Origin of the sequence: Petropleomorpha daqingensis (assembly GCF_013408985.1) — a bacterium.
Lineage (GTDB): Bacteria > Actinomycetota > Actinomycetes > Mycobacteriales > Geodermatophilaceae > Petropleomorpha > Petropleomorpha daqingensis.
Genome location: NZ_JACBZT010000001.1, coordinates 384,228 through 402,791, shown reverse-complemented (window position 1 = coordinate 402,791; position 18,564 = coordinate 384,228). Strand labels below are relative to the sequence as shown.

The 18,564-nt window shown below is 72.5% G+C and carries 16 protein-coding genes and 1 pseudogene; 6 read left to right on the top strand and 11 right to left on the bottom strand.

The features are described from left to right. The first annotated feature begins 93 nt into the window (after window positions 1-93). From GGQ55_RS01995 to GGQ55_RS26645, 5 genes and pseudogenes are all read left to right on the top strand, one after another. Complete coding sequence (locus GGQ55_RS01995) at window positions 94-801, top strand: GntR family transcriptional regulator (RefSeq protein ID WP_179714883.1); 708 nt, start codon at window positions 94-96, stop codon at window positions 799-801. Window positions 802-857: 56 nt separating this feature from the next. Then, a complete protein-coding gene (locus GGQ55_RS01990; protein WP_179714882.1) occupies window positions 858-2,348 on the top strand; it encodes a CoA-acylating methylmalonate-semialdehyde dehydrogenase in 1,491 nt (496 codons plus the stop codon). Window positions 2,349-2,585: 237 nt separating this feature from the next. Continuing rightward, window positions 2,586-3,962 (top strand): ABC transporter substrate-binding protein, encoded by a 1,377-nt coding sequence (locus GGQ55_RS01985; protein WP_179714881.1) that lies wholly within the window; start codon window positions 2,586-2,588, stop codon window positions 3,960-3,962. 75 nt (window positions 3,963-4,037) lie between these two features. Further along, window positions 4,038-5,126, top strand: coding sequence for a transaldolase family protein (locus tag GGQ55_RS01980; protein WP_179714880.1), 1,089 nt, complete (start codon window positions 4,038-4,040; stop codon window positions 5,124-5,126). Window positions 5,127-5,238: 112 nt separating this feature from the next. Next, window positions 5,239-5,895, top strand: a pseudogene (locus tag GGQ55_RS26645) (class I SAM-dependent methyltransferase); the annotation flags it as partial. A gap of 105 nt (window positions 5,896-6,000) precedes the next feature. Here the strand turns inward: GGQ55_RS26645 and GGQ55_RS01965 are convergent. Genes GGQ55_RS01965 through GGQ55_RS01955 form a run of 3 tightly spaced genes read right to left on the bottom strand, consistent with a single transcriptional unit; the run spans window position 6,001 to window position 8,776 of the window. Continuing rightward, complete coding sequence (locus tag GGQ55_RS01965) at window positions 6,001-7,110, bottom strand: NAD(P)-dependent alcohol dehydrogenase (RefSeq protein WP_179714877.1); 1,110 nt, start codon at window positions 7,108-7,110, stop codon at window positions 6,001-6,003. Beyond that, window positions 7,107-7,892: an SDR family NAD(P)-dependent oxidoreductase gene (locus GGQ55_RS01960; protein ID WP_179714876.1), complete on the bottom strand. Its 786-nt coding sequence runs from the start codon at window positions 7,890-7,892 to the stop codon at window positions 7,107-7,109. The genes GGQ55_RS01965 and GGQ55_RS01960 overlap by 4 nt, the downstream gene beginning before the upstream one ends. A 20-nt stretch (window positions 7,893-7,912) precedes the next feature. Next, window positions 7,913-8,776 (bottom strand): MBL fold metallo-hydrolase, encoded by an 864-nt coding sequence (locus GGQ55_RS01955; protein ID WP_366488546.1) that lies wholly within the window; start codon window positions 8,774-8,776, stop codon window positions 7,913-7,915. Between the two features lie 133 nt (window positions 8,777-8,909). Here GGQ55_RS01955 and mgrA point away from each other — a divergent pair, with 133 nt between their 5' ends. Beyond that, window positions 8,910-9,950, top strand: a complete 1,041-nt coding sequence (gene mgrA, locus GGQ55_RS01950) for an L-glyceraldehyde 3-phosphate reductase (protein WP_179714874.1) — start codon at window positions 8,910-8,912, stop codon at window positions 9,948-9,950. Window positions 9,951-10,039: 89 nt separating this feature from the next. Here mgrA and GGQ55_RS01945 read toward each other — a convergent pair whose 3' ends face one another. The 8 genes from GGQ55_RS01945 to kce form a co-directional block, all read right to left on the bottom strand. Next, a complete protein-coding gene (locus GGQ55_RS01945) occupies window positions 10,040-10,696 on the bottom strand; it encodes a histidine phosphatase family protein (RefSeq protein WP_179714873.1) in 657 nt (218 codons plus the stop codon). Further along, entirely contained in the window at window positions 10,693-11,967 is a 1,275-nt protein-coding gene (locus GGQ55_RS01940; RefSeq protein WP_179714872.1) for a Tm-1-like ATP-binding domain-containing protein, read from the bottom strand. The genes GGQ55_RS01945 and GGQ55_RS01940 overlap by 4 nt, the downstream gene beginning before the upstream one ends. Window positions 11,968-12,037: 70 nt before the next feature. Next, entirely contained in the window at window positions 12,038-14,356 is a 2,319-nt protein-coding gene (locus GGQ55_RS01935; RefSeq protein WP_179714871.1) for a xanthine dehydrogenase family protein molybdopterin-binding subunit, read from the bottom strand. Beyond that, entirely contained in the window at window positions 14,353-14,844 is a 492-nt protein-coding gene (locus GGQ55_RS01930) for a (2Fe-2S)-binding protein (protein ID WP_179714870.1), read from the bottom strand. Before GGQ55_RS01930 ends, GGQ55_RS01935 begins: the two co-directional genes overlap by 4 nt. Then, window positions 14,841-15,692 (bottom strand): FAD binding domain-containing protein, encoded by an 852-nt coding sequence (locus GGQ55_RS01925; protein ID WP_179714869.1) that lies wholly within the window; start codon window positions 15,690-15,692, stop codon window positions 14,841-14,843. The genes GGQ55_RS01930 and GGQ55_RS01925 overlap by 4 nt, the downstream gene beginning before the upstream one ends. A 16-nt stretch (window positions 15,693-15,708) precedes the next feature. Then, complete coding sequence (locus tag GGQ55_RS01920; RefSeq protein ID WP_179714868.1) at window positions 15,709-16,764, bottom strand: zinc-dependent alcohol dehydrogenase; 1,056 nt, start codon at window positions 16,762-16,764, stop codon at window positions 15,709-15,711. Window positions 16,765-16,888: 124 nt separating this feature from the next. Next, window positions 16,889-17,572, bottom strand: a complete 684-nt coding sequence (locus tag GGQ55_RS01915) for a GntR family transcriptional regulator (RefSeq protein ID WP_179714867.1) — start codon at window positions 17,570-17,572, stop codon at window positions 16,889-16,891. Then, entirely contained in the window at window positions 17,569-18,489 is a 921-nt protein-coding gene (gene kce, locus GGQ55_RS01910) for a 3,5-dioxohexanoate:acetyl-CoA acetone transferase (RefSeq protein WP_179714866.1), read from the bottom strand. Before kce ends, GGQ55_RS01915 begins: the two co-directional genes overlap by 4 nt. Between the last annotated feature and the right edge of the window lie 75 nt (window positions 18,490-18,564).

The window sequence follows — 18,564 nt, the reverse complement described above, 5'->3', positions numbered from 1 at the left end:
CGGTGCCGTTCCATCCCCGGGGCGAGCCGGGATCATGACCCCGGCGCGAAACCGCCCGCGCCTTCCTCGATCAGCCCGACGTAGGAGGTGGCCATGTCCGGCCCCGACGCCCTCACCCGCAGCGTGCTCGCCGACCAGGTCAAGGAGCGGCTGCTCGAGTCGATCCTCGACGGCTCCTACCCGCCCGACTCCCGCATCGTCGAGACGGCGGTCGCCAAGGAGCTCGGCACCAGCCAGGCGCCGGTGCGCGAGGCCCTGCGCGGCCTCGAGGCCCTGGGCATCGTCGAGATCACCCCGTTCCGCGGCGCTCGGGTGCGCCGGCTGGACAGCGCCGAGTTGCTCGAGGCCTACGTCGTCCGCTCGGCGATCGAGGTGCTCGGCGCCCGCCTGGCCATGGCCCGCCTCACCGACGACGACGTCGCGGCGCTCCTCGCGATCGGCGAGGACATGCGCCGGGCCGCGGACGCCGGCGACGGCCGGGCGCTGGCGATCGTCGACGCGAGCCTGCACGAGAAGCTGATCCAGCTCTCCGGCAACAGCACCCTGCTGCGGGTGTGGCGGTCGCTGGAGCCGATGTCGCGCACCTACATCACGCTGGTCGGCCCCGGCTCCGACCCGCAGTGGACCGCCGCGCTGCACGACCCGATGCTCGACGCGATCCGCGCCCGGGACACCGAGGCCGTCGTCGCCGCCATCGAGAGCCACTTCGACGAGGTGCGGGAGCGGCTGGCCGGCTCCCTTCCCGACGTCGCCGAGCAGCAGGACCAGGCCGGCGCACCCAGAGCCCGCGCGACGTCCTAGCCGACGTCCGCACCACCCCCGACGACGATTCCGCCGACGACCAGGAGAACCACAGCGTGAGGACCATCCAGCACTGGATCGACGGTGCCGAGACCAGGGGCTCCTCGTCCCGCACGAGCCCGGTGTTCAACCCGGCCACGGGCGAGCAGCAGGCCGAGCTCCTGCTGGCCGAGCAGGGCGACGTCGACCGTGCCGTGGCCGCCGCCAAGGCCGCGTTCGAGGAGTGGTCGGAGTCGTCGCTGTCCAGGCGGACCCGGATCCTCTTCGCGTTCCGCGAGATCGTGAACCGCCGGCAGGCCGAGATCGCCGCCGTCATCACCGACGAGCACGGCAAGGTGCTCTCCGACGCCGCCGGCGAGGTGCAGCGCGGGCTCGAGGTCGTCGAGTTCGCCTGCGGGATCCCGCAGCTGCTCAAGGGTGAGTTCTCCGACCAGGTCTCCACCGGCGTCGACAGCTACAGCTTCCGCCAGCCGCTCGGCGTCGTCGCCGGCATCACGCCGTTCAACTTCCCGGCGATGGTCCCGATGTGGATGTTCCCGGTGGCCATCGCCTGCGGGAACACCTTCGTGCTCAAGCCGAGCGAGCGCGACCCCTCCGCCTCGCTGCTGCTCGCCGAGATGTGGGCCGAGGCCGGGCTGCCGGCCGGCGTCTTCAACGTGGTGCACGGCGACAAGGTCGCCGTCGACGCCCTGCTCGACCACCCGGACGTCGCCGCGGTGTCCTTCGTCGGCTCCACCCCGATCGCGCAGTACGTGCACGAGCGCGGCACCCGCGCCGGCAAGCGGGTGCAGGCCCTCGGCGGCGCGAAGAACCACGCGATCGTGCTGCCCGACGCCGACCTCGACTTCGCCTCGGACCACCTCGCCGCCGCGGCCTACGGCTCGGCGGGGGAGCGGTGCATGGCCATCTCGGCGACCATCGCCGTCGGCTCGGCCGGTGACGAGCTCATCGACGTCCTCGACCGGAAGAGCCGCGCCGTGCGGGTCGGCCCCGGCCGGGACCCCGGCAGCGACATGGGCCCGATCGTCACCGCGGCCTCGCGCGACCGGATCGTCTCGCTGATCACCTCGGGGGAGGAGAGCGGCGCCAAGGTCGTCGTCGACGGCCGCGACCTGGTCGTCCCCGGCCACGAGAACGGCTTCTTCGTCGGCCCGACCCTGGTCGACCAGGTCTCCCCGGACATGGAGGTCTACACGGAGGAGATCTTCGGCCCGGTGCTCTCGGTGCTGCGCGCCGACTCCGTGGATGACGCCATCGACCTCATCAACGCCAACCCCTACGGCAACGGCACCGCGGTGTTCACCTCGCACGGTGGCGCGGCCCGGAAGTTCGTCCGCGGCGTCACGGTCGGGATGATCGGCGTCAACGTGCCGGTGCCGGTGCCGATGGCCTACCACTCCTTCGGCGGCTGGAAGAACTCACTGTTCGGCGAGCACCACGTGCACGGCCCCGACGGCGTGCGGTTCTACACGCGGGCGAAGGTGGTCACCCAGCGCTGGCCCGAGCTGGAGCGGGACGCGTCCTTCGACATGCCGACCGCGCGCTAGGCCGCGCGACCCGCCGGTGGCGCCCCGCTCGGGGCGTCGCCGGCTTCGGCCTGCGCGCAAAACCCCAGGTCAGGCGCCGGTTTGTCGCGGTTCGGCGACGATCCGGCAACGGCCCCTCGCGCGCCCTTGACGTCTCGAAAATGTGATCCCTATCATCCGCGTTGATCGTCAATCGATTATCGGTTGAGCGGAACGGGAGCGGCTCAGGTCGCCCCTCAGCCAGGAGCAGGAGAGTCAATGAGGAACTCCAGGAACCGGCTGGCCGGGTCGGGCAAGGTCGTCGCCGTCGTCGGCGCCGCCGTGCTCGCGCTCACGGCCTGCGGTGGTGGTGGCGGTTCGTCGTCCTCGTCGTCGGAGACCGCGGCCGCGCCGGCGGACGCTCCCGAGGGAGCGATCAAGATCGGTGTGCTGACCACCTGCGGTGGTCCGTTCGCCACGTTCGAGGCCGAGTCGCTGTCCGGCGCGAAGTACGCGCTGATCAAGGACGCCGGTGGCAAGGCCGACGGCCAGAAGCCGCAGGACCAGGTGACCGGCGCGACGATCGCCGGCAAGCCGATCGCGGTCAGCTACGGCTGCTCCGACGCCACCCCCGACAAGGCCGTCGCCGAGGCCCGCCGCCTGGTGGAGAACGTCGGCGTGCAGATCCTGCTCGGCCCGCTGTCCGGCGACGAGGGCGTCGCGGTGGCCAACTACGCCAAGAGCCACCCCGACGTCACCTTCGTCAACGGCACCTCGGGCGCGCAGTCGACGACCCTGTCGGTGCAGGCGCCGAACTTCTTCCGCTTCGGCGGCGACGGTGCGCAGTGGATGGCCGGCCTCGGCACCTACGCGTACAAGACGCTGGGCTGGAAGAAGGTCGCCATCCTCGGCGAGGACTACTCCTACCCGTACACCCAGGCCGCCGGCTTCGTCAGCGAGTTCACCTCGCTGGGCGGCGAGGTGACCGCGCGCAGCTGGGTCCCGCTGACCCAGACCGACTGGTCCTCGCCGGTGGCGCAGCTGCCGCGCGACGTCGACGGCGTCCTGCTGCTCACCGGTGGCACCAACACCGTGGCGGCGGAGAAGGCGTTCATCCAGATCGGCAAGGACCCGGGCAAGTTCCTGCTCGGCGGCTCGTCCGTCATGGACCCGACGTCCTTCACCGTGGGCGACCAGCTCGAGGGCCTGGTCGGCGGCTCCCCGGTGCCGCTGGGCGGCACCGACGCCGAGTGGAAGGGCTACGTCGACGGGTTCACCAAGGAGTTCCCCGACGTCCCCGGTGACAGCCTCTTCACCGTCCTGTACTACGACGGCATGGAGGCCATCCTGCAGGGCCTCGACCAGGTCAAGGGCGACCTGTCGGACAAGTCGGCGGCCTTCCAGCAGGCGCTGACCGGGCTGAAGCCGACCTTCCCGAACGGGCAGGTCAGCCTCGACGCGAACCGCAACTCGGTGCAGCCGGCCTACGTCGTGCAGATCGTCAAGGACGGCGGCCAGCTCGGCTTCAAGGTCGTGGAGACCATCGACCAGGTCGACCAGACCTTCGGCGGCCTCTTCAGCGCCGACTCGCCGGACCCGAGCCGTGACGAGCCGGCCAAGGCGACGGGCAACCCGCCGCCGTGGTCCAACGGCTGACCTTCTGAACACCGGAGCTGTCGGCGCGGTGCGCACCCGCGCACCGCGCCGACAGTTCGTTTCCCGAGGAGTGACATGACCGACCTGGCGACGACCGCCGCCTCACCCCTCCTGCGCATGGCGCAGGAGACCCCCACCGTGCTGTGGAACGACTCGGCCACCCTGAGCGAGCTGTCCGCGGCGATCGGCTGGGGCGCGGTCGGGGCGACCTGCAACCCGGTCATCGCGCTGGCCGCGCTGCGCAGCGACCTGCCGCGCTGGCGGCAGCGCATCGGCGAGTACGCGGCCGAGCACCCCACCGCGTCGGAGTCCGACATCGGCTGGGCGATGGTGCGCGAGCTCTCGGTCGAGGCCGCGGCGCTGCTCAGCGACGCCTTCGCCGAGCACCGCGGCCGCAACGGCCGGCTCTCGGTGCAGACCGATCCGCGGCTCTACCGCGACGCCGACGCGCTGGCCGCCCAGGCGGTCGAGTTCGACGCCCTGGCGCCCAACATCATCGTGAAGATCCCGGCCACCGAGAACGGCATCCGTGCCATGGAGGAGGCCACCTACCGCGGGGTCAGCATCAACGCCACCGTGTCGTTCACCGTGCCGCAGGCGGTCGCGGTGGCCGAGGCGATCGAGCGGGGGCTGCAGCGGCGCGAGGCCGAGGGGCTCGACGTCGCGGCGATGGGCCCGGTCTGCACGATCATGGTCGGCCGCCTCGACGACCACCTCAAGGCGGTGGCCAAGCGCGAGGTGATCACCGTCGACCCCGGCGTGCTCGAGTGGGCCGGCGTCGCGGTGTTCAAGAGGGCGTACGAGATCTTCGGCGAGCGCGGGTTCCGCACCCGGCTGCTCTCGGCGGCGTTCCGCAACCACATGCACTGGAGCCAGTTCATCGGTGGGGACGTCGTCATCTCCCCGCCGTTCGACTGGCAGGTGCGGCTGAACGCGTCGGGCATCGAGCCGGTGGCGCGCATCGACGAGCCGGTCGACCTGGTCGTGCTCGACACGCTCTACGAGAAGTTCCCCGAGTTCCGCCGGGCCTACGACGCCGACGGCATGGCGGTCGGCGAGTTCGAGCAGTACGGCGCCACCCGCCGCACCTTGCGGCAGTTCCTCGCCGCGACCGCGGAGCTGGAGTCCGTCGTCCGCGACGTCCTGCTGCCCACCCCCGACTGAGGCGCGTGATCACCTCGGGTCCGGCGCTGCCTCCGGGAGACTGAGGCACCGCTGCACCCGAGGTGATCACGGCGGTGGGCACGCTGGCGGGGTACGAGAACGAGCTCGCGGAGTGGTTCGCCGGGCACGCGGGCACCAGCGCGTTCAACGCCGCCTACGACCGGCCCGCGGTGCTCGAGCTGGCCGGCGGTGTGCGCGGGCCGCGGGTGCTCGACCTGGGGTGCGGCGCCGGCCACCTGGCCGCCGAGCTGGTCGGCAGGGGGGCGCGGGTCGTCGGGGTCGACGGCTCCGAGCGGCTGCTCCGGCACGCCGGTGGGCGCCTGGGGCGGACGCCGAGCTGCTGCCCCACGACCTCGAGCAGCCGCTGGACTTCGCCGCCGATGCCTCGTTCGACGGCGTCGTCGCGGCACTGGTGCTGCACCACGTGGACGCGCGGGCCCAGCTGCTCGCCGAGGTGGTGCGGGTGCTGCGCCCCGGCGGCTGGTTCGTCGTGTCCACGCACCACCCCACGGCGGACTGGCGCCGGCTCGGTGGCTCCTACTTCACTCGCGAGCGCGTCGACCTGCCCCTGGCGAGCGGCCGCTTCGCCGTGCCGGCCTGGCGGATGCCGCTGCAGGACCTGCTCGAGGAGCTGACCGCCCCCGGCTTCGTGCTCGAGCGACTCGTCGAACCGCGTCCGCTCCCCGCGCTGGCCGCCGTGGACGCGGAGACCTACGAGCGGCTGTGCACCGAGCCCGCGTTCATAGCGCTGCGGCTGCGCCGTCCATAGGCGGCTCGGGCCTCGGGTGATCATGAAGTTCGGGGAGGAACACGCCGATCTGAAACGGCGTGTTCCTCCCCGAACTTCATGATCGCGGGGGAGATGCCCCCGCGCTCAGGACATCAGGAGGACGGGCTTGACGACGTCGCCGGTCTCGGTGTCGGCGGCCGCCTGGTTGATCTCGTCCAGGCGGTAGTGGGTGATCAGCCGGTCGAACGGCAGCAGGCCGCGGCGGTGCAGGTCCCACAGCCGCGGGATGGTGACCGCCGGCGTGCTGTCGCCCTGCAGGACGCCGCGCACGGTCAGCCCCTTGGTCATCGCCTCGAGCATCGGGATGCCGCCCAGCTCGCCCGGCGCCGCCGTCCCGACGTAGGCGCAGGTGCCCAGCGAGTCCAGCGAGCGCACCGCCTGGGTGAGCACCTCCGGCTTGCCCGTCGTCTCGAAGGCGTATGCCACGCCGCGACCGCCGGTGGCCTCCCGGATCGCCTCCACCGGGTCGACGTCACCGGGGGAGACCAGGTGCGTGGCGCCGAACTCCGCGGCCAGCTGCAGCCGTGAGGCGCGGCGGTTGACCGCGACGATCGTCGTCGCCCCGGCCAGCCTCGCCGCCATGATCGCGCACAGGCCGACCGAGCCCGCGCCGAAGACGGCGATCGACGAGCCCGGCCCGACGCGCAGGACGTCGAGCACGGTCCCCGCGCCGGTCTGCACGCCGCAGGCCAGCGGCGCGGCGATGCGCAGGTCGACGTCGTCCGGCATCGGCACGACGCTGCGGCCGTTGACGACCGCCAGCGTGCTGAACGACGACTGCCCGAAGAAGTGGTCGCCCACCGGGCGGCCGTCGGCGTCGGTGGTGGCCGTCGTGCCGTCCGGCCGGCGGCAGGCGAACTTCAGCGTCGCGATCGTGTCGCAGTACGACGTCCGCCCGGTGCGGCAGCGCGGGCACCGGCCGCAGGAGGGGAACGACAGGACAACGGAGTCCCCGGGGGCGACCCCGCGGACCTCGCTGCCGACCTCCCGGACGACGCCGGCACCCTCGTGCCCGACGACCGCGGGCAGCACGGCCGGCCGCGAGTCGCGGACGAGCAGGTCGGTGTGGCACATGCCGGAGGCCACGACCTCGACGAGGACCTCGTCGGGCCGTGGCCCCGACAGCGACACCTGCTCCAGCAGGAACGGCCCGCCCGGTGACCGGACGACCGCGCTGGTCGCCGGGTGGCTCACTGCGTGGCCGTCAGGCCGCCGTCCAGCGTCAGGATCTGCCCGGTGACGAACGACGAGGCGTCGGAGCAGAAGAACAGCAGCGCGCCGACCAGGTCGTCGGGGTCGGCGATCCGGCGCAGCGGGATGCGGGCCACCAGGTTGTCGTAGAAGCCGGGCTGGGCGAGCAGCGTCGCCGCCTGCTCGGTGCGCACGAACGTCGGCGAGATCGCGTTGACGCGGATGCCGTGCTTGGCCCACTCGGTGGCGTGCTGGCGGGTGAGGGCGTCCATCGCGCCCTTGGCGGCGACGTAGGCGGCGTAGCCGGCGTCGATGCCGAGCTGGCCGCGCACCGAGCTGATGTTGAGCACCGAGCCGCCGCGGCCGCCGGCGATCATCGCCCGGGCGGCGGCCTGGGAGACCAGCAGCGCCGTCGTCAGGTTGAGGTCGAGGATGCGGTCCCACTCCGGCTTCGGGTACTCCTCGGCCGGGTAGAGCGCCGTGCCGGCGCCGCCGCCGATGCCGTTGACCAGGATGTCGACCCGGCCCCAGGCGTCGAGGGTCTGCTGGACGGCGCCGTCCGCGGCCGCCTTGTCGGCCATGTCGCCGGCGATCACGAGGGCCTCGCCGCCGGCCTTCTCGACCGCCAGCCGGGCCTCCTCGAGCCGCTCCGGGGAACGGCCGATGATGGCGACCTTGGCGCCGACGCCCGCGAGGGCGCCGCAGGTGCGGACGCCGACGCCCCCGGAGCCGCCCGCCACGACGGCGACGCGGTCGGCGAGGGTGAAGCGCTGCAGTTCATCCATGGTGCGTATGTCTCCAGAGGTCAGCGGACGGGGGCGCGCTTGGCGGTGAACTTGTCCCACAGCGAGGCCGCGTTGAGCGTCTGGATGTGGTCCATCATGTAGCCCTGACCGACGTCGACCGGGCCGAACTTGTCGCGGAAGTGGACCCGCTCGATCGTCTCCTCGCGCGACCAGCCCTTGGCCACGGCCTCGGCGACCGCGCTGGTCCACTCGAGCAGCACCGACCGCTGGGTGGCGAGGTACGCCGGGGTGGTCACCGGCCCGTGGCCGGGGACGACGGTGTCGACGTCGAGGCTGTTGATGACATCCAGCGCGCCGACCCACTGGTCGATGTCCGACGTCATGAGCCAGGTCTGGCACTCGGAGAACACGGTGTCGCCGGTGAACACGACCCGCTCGTCGGGCACGTAGACGGCGACCTGGCCGGGGGTGTGCCCGGGCGTGTGGATCAGGTGGAAGGTCTTCTCGCCGACCTTCATCTCCAGGTCGCCGGTGAACACGAGGTCGCCGCGGTTGGGGTCCTCGTAGTAGGTGTCCCGGTCGGGGACGATGCCGGCCGCGTCGGGGTCGTCGGTGGGGATCGCCTCGAGCGCGTAGGCGAACGGGTCGAGGTCCGGCGTCGGCACCATGAAGTTGTCCGCGACACCCTGGTGGTGCACGACCTCGCCGGCGCCCTTGAACCAGTAGTTGCCGAAGATGTGGTCGACGTGGTGCTCGGTGTTGATCACGAACCGGATCGGACCCTGCTGCTCGGCCTCCTCGCGCATCGCGACGGCCTTGGTCGGCAGCTGCGGGGTGTCGATGACGACCACGCCGGCCGAGGTCACGACGTAGCTCGGGTTGCAGCCACGGATCTCGGTGGACGTGAAGACATGGGGCGTCACGCGCTGCACGGGGGGTCCTCCCTGAACGGTTCCGGGCGGGCCCCGGACAATTGCTCTGACACATAATCGATTCTCGATGTGTGGCTGTCAACACACCGCGCGGCCGCTCCGGTGGGCCCGGCAGGATGGGCGCATGGCCTACTCCGCTGCCGACGACCGCTACGACTCGATGACCTACCGGCGCTGCGGGAACAGCGGCCTCGACCTGCCCGCGATCAGCCTCGGGCTCTGGCACAACTTCGGGGACGACGTCCCGTTCGAGCGGCAGCGGGCGATCCTCCGGCGGGCCTTCGACCTGGGCGTCACGCACTTCGACCTGGCCAACAACTACGGACCGCCCTACGGCTCCGCCGAGCTCAACTTCGGCCGGCACCTGCGGGAGGACTTCGCCGCCTACCGCGACGAGCTGATCATCTCGACCAAGGCCGGCTGGGACATGTGGCCCGGTCCGTATGGGCAGGGCGGCGGCTCGCGCAAGTACGTGCTGGCCTCGCTGGACCAGTCCTTGAAGCGGCTGGGCCTGGACTACGTCGACATCTTCTACTCGCACCGGCCGGACCCGACGACGCCGCTCGAGGAGACGATGGGCGCGCTGGACACCGCCGTCCGGTCGGGCAAGGCGCTCTACGCCGGCATCTCGTCGTACTCGCCGGAGGACACCGGCCGGGCGGTGGACATCCTGGCCGACCTCGGGACGCCGCTGCTGATCCACCAGCCGTCCTACTCGATGCTCAACCGCTGGATCGAGACCGAGGGGCTGCTCGACGTCCTGGCCGACAAGGGCGTCGGCTGCATCGCCTTCTCGCCGCTGGCGCAGGGCATGCTCACCGACCGCTACCTGAACGGCATCCCTGCGGGCTCGCGGGCCAGCCAGGACAAGTCGCTGTCGACCGACCTGCTCAGCGAGGAGGCCCTCGGGCGGGTGCGGTCGCTGAACGAGGTGGCGCAGCGGCGCGGGCAGTCGCTGGCGCAGATGGCGCTGGCCTGGGCGCTGCGCGACCGGCGGGTGACGACGGTGCTCATCGGCGCGAGCAGCGTCCAGCAGCTGGAGAACAACGTCGGGGCGCTGCAGCGGCAGGACTTCTCGGACGACGAGCTGGCCGAGATCGACCGGCACGCCGTCGACGCCACCGGGGTCGACCTGTGGCAGGGCGCCCGCACCGGCTCCCTCTGAGCGCGTCCTGGCTCACCGCAGCGGTTCCTGGCTCACGCCGCGACGTGAGCCAGGAACCCTGCAGCGGGGTCCTTCTCCAGGTCAGCAGATCATGGCGCGGCGGGCAGCAGCGTCAGGCGGACCGAGCGGTCGGCGTCGATCTCGGCCTCCAGGCCGGCGAGCCACGCCGGCTCGCCGGGATCGCTGCCCGTGGCGTCGACGGCGACCGCGCGCAGCACGGGGGAGTGCGTGATCGCCACGGTGAACTCCGCCGCGTCCTCCCGGTCGGCGAAACTGGCCGCCCAGGCGCGGATCCGGGTCGCCACCGCGGCGGCGTCGTCCCCCGGCGGGTCGGGGTGGCGGACCCACCAGCCGACCCGGTCGGGCACCGTCAGCCACTCGTTGAAGAACGTCACCTTGGCGACGTCGGCCTCGGTGAGGCCGGGGATCTGCTCGGCGAACGCGGCCTCGCTGCTGACCATGTTCACCCGGACGCCGGCCAGGTAGAGGTCGGGGTTGCGCAGCGCGAACGCGACGCCGTCCTCGATCACCTCGGCACCGGCCTCCCGGGCGCCCCGGGCCACCGCGGCGGCGGTCTCGAGGGTCCGCCGCGTCTCCCCGCTGATCACCCGGATCGCGCCGGTCGCCCGTTCGCCGAGCCGCCGGCCGACGTCGGTGGCCAGCTGCAGCCCGGCCTCGGTGACGGCGACGTCGCCGCGGTGGCCGGGCACCTCGCTGTGCCGGAGGAGGAACAGTCGCTGGGTCACGACGCGCTTCCCGCCTCCGCGAGCTCGTCCTTCTTCGCCCACTGCTGCTGGAACAGCTCGAAGACGGCGTCGGCGAACTCGCGGTCGTTGATGTTGTTGTCCATCTCGACCACCTCGATCCCCGCGTCGAGGGTCGACCGGATGGCGTCCAGGAGCGGCGTGACGTCCACGCCGTGCCACTGGCTGCCCTCCTTGAAGTAGTTGTCCAGCCCGTCGAGCGGCAGCGCCACGGCCTTGGGCCCGGTCGCCCGGTTGACGTGGTCGGCGATGTACTCGCCGAGCCGCCGCAGCTCGTCCGGGGTGGCCAGCAGCGAGGTGATGTTCGGGTTGTGGATGATGATGTTGCGCTCGTCGGTGTCGAACTCCGCGGGCACGGTGTCGCGGGCGCCGAAGTTGAAGCACTCGGCCGCGCCCGGGACGACGACCTGCGGGATGCCGGTGCGGATCGCGGCCTCCATGCGCTCCACGCCCGGGTCGAAGATGCCCTTGTTCCAGTGGTTGATGATCTCCGGCAGCGTGTAGTCGATGAGGCCGTCGATGGCGCCGGCGTCGATCAGCGCCTCCATGCCCGCGCCCTCGCCGACGGCGTGGAAGGTCACCACCTCGAAGCCGTTGCTCTCCAGCTGCTCGCGGATGCGCATGACGCCGGGGGTGGTGACGCCGAACATCGAGATCGCGATGAGCGGCTTGCTCGCCTCGGCCTGCGACTTGGTCTGCTCGTAGCTGCGGGCCATGCCGGCCGCGGCGTGCGCGGCGTTCGAGAGCACCTGCTTGGAGATGCGGTTCAGCCCGGCGATGTCGGTGACCGCGTTCATCATGATCATGTCCGAGTGCCCGACGTAGGGCCGGGTGTTGTTCGACGCCATCGTGCTGACGATCATCTTCGGCACGCCGATCGGCAGGTTCTTCAGCGCGCCGCTGAGCAGGTCGGTGCCGCCGGTGCCGCCGAGGCCCAGGATCGCGTCGACCTTGCCGGCCTCGCACAGCTCGGCGAGCAGCAGGCGCAGGCCGTCGCTCATCTTCAGGATGGCCGTGTTCCGGCCCCCGGCGCCGCCCTCGACCCCGGCCGAGAAGTCGGACAGCGAGATCCCGGCCCGGGCGGCGACCTCGGAGGAGGGGATGTCCGGGGTGAAGTACGGCTCGCCGAGGACGCCGCAGTCGACCATCAGGACGTCGACGCCGGCGGCGATCAGGGCGTCCTTGACGTAGGCGTACTCGGTCCCCTTGGTGTCCAGGGTGCCGGCGAGGCAGACGACGGGGTTGCGCGACATGGTTCCTCCTCGTTGAGGCGGGCAGGGGGAGAGGACCTCACCGGGTCGGTGAGGGCGGTGCGGTGCGGGGTCAGTGCTGGTGCTGCAGCGCCGTCCACACCCGTTCGGGCGTGAGCGGCAGGTCCCTGATGACGACGCCGGTGGCATCGGTGACGGCGGCGCCGAGAGCACCGGCGGTGCACAGCAGCGCGCCCTCGCTGATCCCCTTCGAGCCGTAGGGGCCCGGGCCGTCGTGGTTCTCGACGGCGGCGGAGACCAGCTCGACCGGGACGTCCTTGAACGTCGGGATCCGGTAGTCCAGCGCCCCGAGGTTGCGGATGCGGCCGTGCTCGTCGAGCAGCAGCTGCTCCATCTGGCTGTGCCCGAGGCCCATGATCGCGGCGCCCTCGTCCTGCGAGACCACCTGCAGGGGGTTGAGCTCGGTGCCGACGTCGCTGACGGTCACGTGCCGGGTGAGCAGCAGCTCGCCGGTCTCGCGGTCGACCTCGACCTCGATGGCGGTGGCGTTGAACTCGTAGAACGCCGCGTCGCCGCCGAGCGGGTGCTTGCTCTTGCCGCGCAGCCGCCGCGTGCCCTGGCCGATGAACTCGCCGCGCAGCGACCCGAGCGCCGTCCGCGCCGCTTCGGGCAGCGAGATCTCGCCGTCGGGCGTGACGAGGACACCGGGGCGCTCGTCCAGCTCCGACGGGTCCATGCCGGTCGACTCGGCGTACAGCTCGAGCACGCGGCGCCGGACGTCCTGGCACGCCTCCAGCACCGCCGAGCCCATGAACACCGTCGAGCGGCTGGCCGAGGTCTGCAGGTCGAAGGGCACGGTGCCGGTGTCGCCGCTGACCACGCTGACGTGGTCGAGCTCGGCGCCCAGCTCGTCGGCGACGATCTGCTGCCACAGCGTGCGGGCGCCCTGACCCATGTCCGAGGTGCCGGCGTAGACGATCGCGCTGCCGTCGCAGAGCAGCCGCACGAGGCTCTGCGAGAGCCCCGAGGTCGCGCCGGGCTTGATGCCCACCGCGATGCCCCGGCCGCGGCCCGGGGGCAGCGGGGTGTCCCAGCCGATCAGCTCGGCGGCCTTCTCCAGGCTCTGGATCCACTCGCCGTCGGCGGCCGCCGCGGACTCGCCGCGCACGAACGGCTCGCCCTTCGCGACCAGGTTGCGCCGCCGGATCTCGAGGCCGTCCAGCCCCAGCTCGCGGGCGCCGGCGTCCAGCTGCGACTCGGTCGCCCAGGCGACCTGCGGGCTGCCGAAGCCGCGGAACGCGGTGCTCGGGGTCGTGTTGGTGACCACCGCCCGGGCGTCGATGCGCACCCCGGGGATGCGGTACGGCCCGGCCGCCACGTAGCTGCCCTTGCCCATGACCCGCGGCGCGACATCGGCGTAGGCGCCGATCTGGAAGTCGGCCTGCACCAGGTGGAAGGTCAGCTCGCCGTCCTTGGTGAACCCGGTGCGGGCCGAGATGCGGCAGCCGGCCCGCCGCATGCTCTGGAAGGTCTCCTCCAGCGACAGCACGATCCGGCAGGTCCGCCGGGTGCGCAGCGCCAGGAAGGCCAGCAGCGGCTCGAGCTTCGGGTTCTGCTTGCCGCCGAAGCCGCCGCCGGGGTCGGGCGCGAAGACGCGCACCTGGTTGAGCGGCAGCCCGATGACCGAGGCGATCGTGCGCTGGAGCAGGTAGGGGTGCTGGACGGGGGAGTAGATGTCCAGCCCGCCCTGGTCGGTCGGGACGGCGACGGTGCCGCCCGGCTCGATCGGGAAGTGCGTGACCATCGGGAACGTGTAGGTGTTCTCGACGACCACGTCGGCCCGCTGCTGCTCGGCCTCGACGTCGCCCCAGGTGTAGTGCGCCTCCTCGAGGACGTTGGTCTCCGCCAGCGCGTGGCCGGGGCGGATCGACGGGTCCTGCACCAGGTGCGCGCCGTCGGCGAGCGCGGCGTCGAGCGAGTAGACGCCGGGCAGCTCCCGGTAGTCGACGACGACGGCGCGGGCGCCGGCCTGCGCGGCGTCGGCCGTCTCGGCGAGGACGGCGGCGACCGGCTCGCCGTGGTAGTTGACCCGGCCGTCGGCCAGCACCGGGCGGTCGACGTGCGAGACGCCGAAGCGCGGCATCGGCGAGGGCAGGTCGGCCGGGGTGACGACGTCGACCACGCCGGGGATCGCGCGGGCGGCGGTCGTGTCGATGCCGAGGAGGTCCGCGCAGCCGACCGGCACCGTCACCAGCGCGACCTGCAGCGCGCCGGGGAACACCAGGTCGGCGACGAAGCGCTGCGCCCCCGAGGCGCGGTCGCCGCCGCCGTAGCGCAGCACCGGCTTGCCGACCTGGCCGCTGCCGAAGGGGTCCGCGGGCAGCCCGAGCTCGTCGCGCTGCTCGATGGCGCGCTCCGGGGCGGTCGTCACTGGCCGTTCCTCCTCGCCGCGGTCGCCTGCACCGCGCGGACGATGCGCTGGTAGCCGGCGCAGCGGCACAGGTTGCCCGACAGCGCCTCGCGGATCTCCGGCTCGCTGGGCGAGGGGTTGGTCCGCAGCAGGTACTCCGCGGAGACCACCTGGCCGGGGATGCAGAAGCCGCACTGGACGGCGCCGGCGTTGAGGAACTCCTCCTGCAGGTCGGTCAGGCCGCCGTCCGAGAGACCCTCGACGGTGGTGACCTCGTGGCCCTCGGCCTCCACGCAGAGGACCAGGCAGGAGTTCACCGCCTTGCCGTCGAGCAGCACGGTGCACGCGCCGCACTCGCCCTCGGCGCAGCAGCTCTTGGTGCCCGGCAGGCCGACCTCGTCGCGCAGGCCGTCGAGCAGCGTGCGGTGGGGTGGGACGGCGACGGTGCGCTCGGAGCCGTTGACGGTCAGCGTGACCGTCTGCAGGTCCTCGGTGGGGACGGTGGTCATGAGGCCATCTCCTCGGGGGTCCGGCGGTCCGCCGCAGCGAGGACCGCACGCTTGGCGAGGACGCGGAGCATCGCGAGCCGGTACTCGCGGCTGCCCCGGACGTCGGAGATCGGGGTGGCGGGGGCCAGCAGCTCGTCGAGCGCGGCGTCGAGCGCGGCGTCGTCGGCGAGGTCGACCGGGCCGGTCCGCGTGAGCAGCGGCCGGGGGCCGACCGCGCCCATGCCGAGCACGATCGCGCCGTCGGCGTCGACGAGGGCCGCGACGCTCACCGTGGCGAGGTCGACCCCGCGGCGGCGGGTGAGCCGGCGGAACGCCGAGCCGGACCCGGCCGCGGGGCGGGGCAGGTCCAGCCGGACGACGAGCTCGCCGGGGCCGCACAGGGTCCGGCGCGGGCCGAGGAAGAACTCGTCCAGCGTCGCGGTCCGGTCGCCGTCGGCCGACGCGATCGTCACGCTCGCGCCGTGCACCAGCAGCGGGGGCGCGGTGTCGGCGGCGGGCGAGGCGTTGCACGAGTTCGCGATCAGGCTGGCCCGGTTGCGGATGGCCACCGACCCGACGGTCAGCGCGGCCTCGACCAGCGCCGGGTACGACTCCTGCACGACCGGGTGCGCGACCAGCTCGCCGAGCGTGTACGTCGCGCCGATCCGCACGGCGTCGTCGGTGACCACGATCGGTTCGGGCAGGTCCGTGACGCCCTTGAGGTCGACGAGGACGTCCGGCTCCACGGTGTGGTGGCGCAGCCCGACCAGCAGGTCGGTGCCGCCGACCAGCGGCCGCGCCGCGGCGCCGCCCTCGGCCAGCGCCGCCAGGGCCTCGGCCCGGGTGGCGGGCCGCACGTACTTCGGCATCGGTGCCGTCCCTCTCTCAGGGGTTGACGATGATCTTCATCGCGCCGCTGTCGCGGTCGTTGAAGGTCGCGAGTGCCTTCTCGAACTCGACGAGCGGGAAGCGGTGGGTGATCAGCTCGGAGACCCGGACCCGCCCGTCGGCGACGAACGGGAGAACCCGGCGCATCTCCCCGGCCGAGGCGCGGGAGCCGACCAGCTCGAGCTCGTCGAGCACGAGCGGCTGGATGCGCAGCGCGACGTCCTCTGTGGGGATGCCCACCATGGCGCAGCGCCCACCGCGCCGGAGCATGGCCATGCCCCAGGTCAGGGTCTCGGGCACCCCGGCGCACTCCAGGACGACGTCGGCGCCGAGCCCGCCGGTGAGCGCGCGGACGGCGGCGACCGGGTCGCCGGCGGTGGTGTCGACGGTCTCGAAGCCGAGCTCGGCGGCCTTCGCCAGCCGGTAGCCGCGGCCGACGACGACGACCCGCGCCGCCCCGCAGATCCGCGCGCTGTCGCCGGCCAGCAGGCCGATGGCGCCCGCCCCGGTGACGACGACGGTGTCACCGGCCTGGATGTTGCCGCGGCGGGCGACGTGCAGCGCGATGCTCGCCGGGTCGATGACCGCGCCCTCGTCGTAGGAGATCGAGTCGGGCAGCCGGAAGACGGACTTCACGCCGTGGACGACGTAGGTGGCGTCGCAGCCCTGCACGTTGTGCCCGTACTGGGCGTGCAGGCCGGGCTTGCCGTAGTTCTCGCAGAGGTTGTAGCGACCCTCGACGCACTTCTGGCAGACGCCGCAGGCGTTGTGGCTGGTGCCGGCGACGCGGTCGCCGACCTTCCAGCCGAGGGCCTCGGTGCCGGGGCCGAGGGCGACGAGGTCGCCGGCCCACTCGTGGCCCGGGGTGAAGGGGAAGGCCGGCGGCCAGAAGCCGGGGTAGTCGCCGCGGATCAGGTGGGCGTCGGTGCCGCAGATCGCGACCGAGCGGACGCGCGCCAGCACCTCTCCGGGGCCGGGCTCCGGAACGGGCTTCTCCTGGATCTCGAGGACGTTCGGCTCGAGGACCACGAGCGCCTGCATGGTGTCGGTCATCGGTGCGGGATCTCCAGGTGGTTCGCGGGTGGGTCCGGGTGTGAGCCGCTTCACCGATTATCGAAACTAGGTTCCGGCGGCTCGGCTCGTCAAGAGTTATCGATAATCGACGAGGAGATGTCGCTCAGGGTGCGGCGTCGTCCTCGGGGGCGGCCGGGAGGTGCGTGCTCAGCAGCTCGGCGACGGCCAGCTGGTGGGCCCGGGCGGCGGCCGCGGCGCGGTCGGCGTCGTGCGCCCGCAGGGCCGCCAGGATCGGCCGGTGCTGCAGCACGATGTCGTGCACGTCGACGCCGGGCAGCGTGAGCGTGATGAACGTGCGGGCGAACGGCGCGAGCTGGTCGAAGGCCCGTTCCAGGGCGTGGTTCTCCGACGTGTCGGCGATCAGTTCGTGGAAGCGGACGTCGGCGTCGGTGACGCCGGAGAAGTCGCCCCGCGCCAGCGCCGCGAGCATCTCCTCGACCAGCGCCTCGAGCTCGTCGAGGGCGGCGTCCCCCATGCGGCCGGCCGCCAGGCGGGCGGCGAGCCCGTCCACCTCGGCGCGGACCACGCTGACGTCGGCGAGCTCCTTGGCGCTGGGCAGCCGCACCCGCGCGCCGCGCCGCGGCAGGATCGTCACGATCCCGACGGCGGCGAGCTCGCGCAGCGCCTCGCGCACCGGGGACTGGCTCACCCCCAGCTCCTTGGCGAGCTGGAACTCCACGATCCGCGCGCCCGGCGGGTAGTGGCCGCTGACGATCCGGTCGAGCACCAGCCGCTTGACCGTCGCGGAGAGCAGCTCGCCGCCGAAGTCCGCCCTGGCCTCGGTCACTGCGCGCCCCGCAGGTCGAGCCGGCGACGCGCCTCCTCGGGGGAGGCGACCTCGCGGTGCAGCAGCCGGGCGATGCCGGTGATCCGCTCCACCTGGGCGGCGTTGGACTCGGCCAGCTTCCCCGGCCCGTCCCAGAGCGAGTCCTCGAGACCGACGCGGGCGTTGCCGCCGAGGGACAGCGCGATCGTGCCCAGCCGCATCTGCGCGGAGCCGGCGCCGAGCACCGACCACTCGAACTGGTCGCCGAACAGCCGCTCGGCGGTCCGGCGCATGTGGGCGAGGTCTTCGAGGTCGTTGCCGGTGCCGCCGAGCAGGCCGAAGACGGTCTGCACGAACAGCGGCGCGCGGACCAGGCCGCGGTCGAGCATGTTGGCCAGGTTGTACAGGTGCGCGGTGTCGTAGCACTCGAACTCGAAGCGGGTGCCCTGGTCGCCGCAGAGCTGCAGGATGCGCTCGATGTCGGCGTAGGTGTTCTTGAAGACGACGTCCTTGTCGGCCAGGCGCTCCCGCTCCCAGTCGTATCGGAAGCTCGGGTAGCGGTCGAGCATCGGGAACAGGCCGAAGTTCATCGAGCCCATGTTCAGCGAGGCGAGCTCGGGGGCCAGCTGCACGGCCGGGGCGATCCGCTCGTCGACGGTCATGTGCGGGCTGCCGCCGGTGGTCAGGTTGATGACCACGTCGGAGGAGTCCTTGACGATCGCCAGGACCTCCTTGAACAGGCCGGGGTCCTGGACCGGGTGGCCGTCCTGGGGGTCGCGCACGTGGAGGTGGACGATCGCCGCACCGGCGGCCGCGGCACCGAGCGCCGCCTGGGCGATCTGCTCAGGCGTGATCGGCAGCGCCGGGGACATGGTCGGCGTGTGGATCGCGCCCGTCGGGGCGCAGGTGATGATCGCCGCCTTGGCTTGCTGAGCCATGTGTGCCTCCCCCTACGATGATTCTCTCGATAATCGACAGTAGCGTCGCACGCCGGGAACGCAACCAGGAGGGGG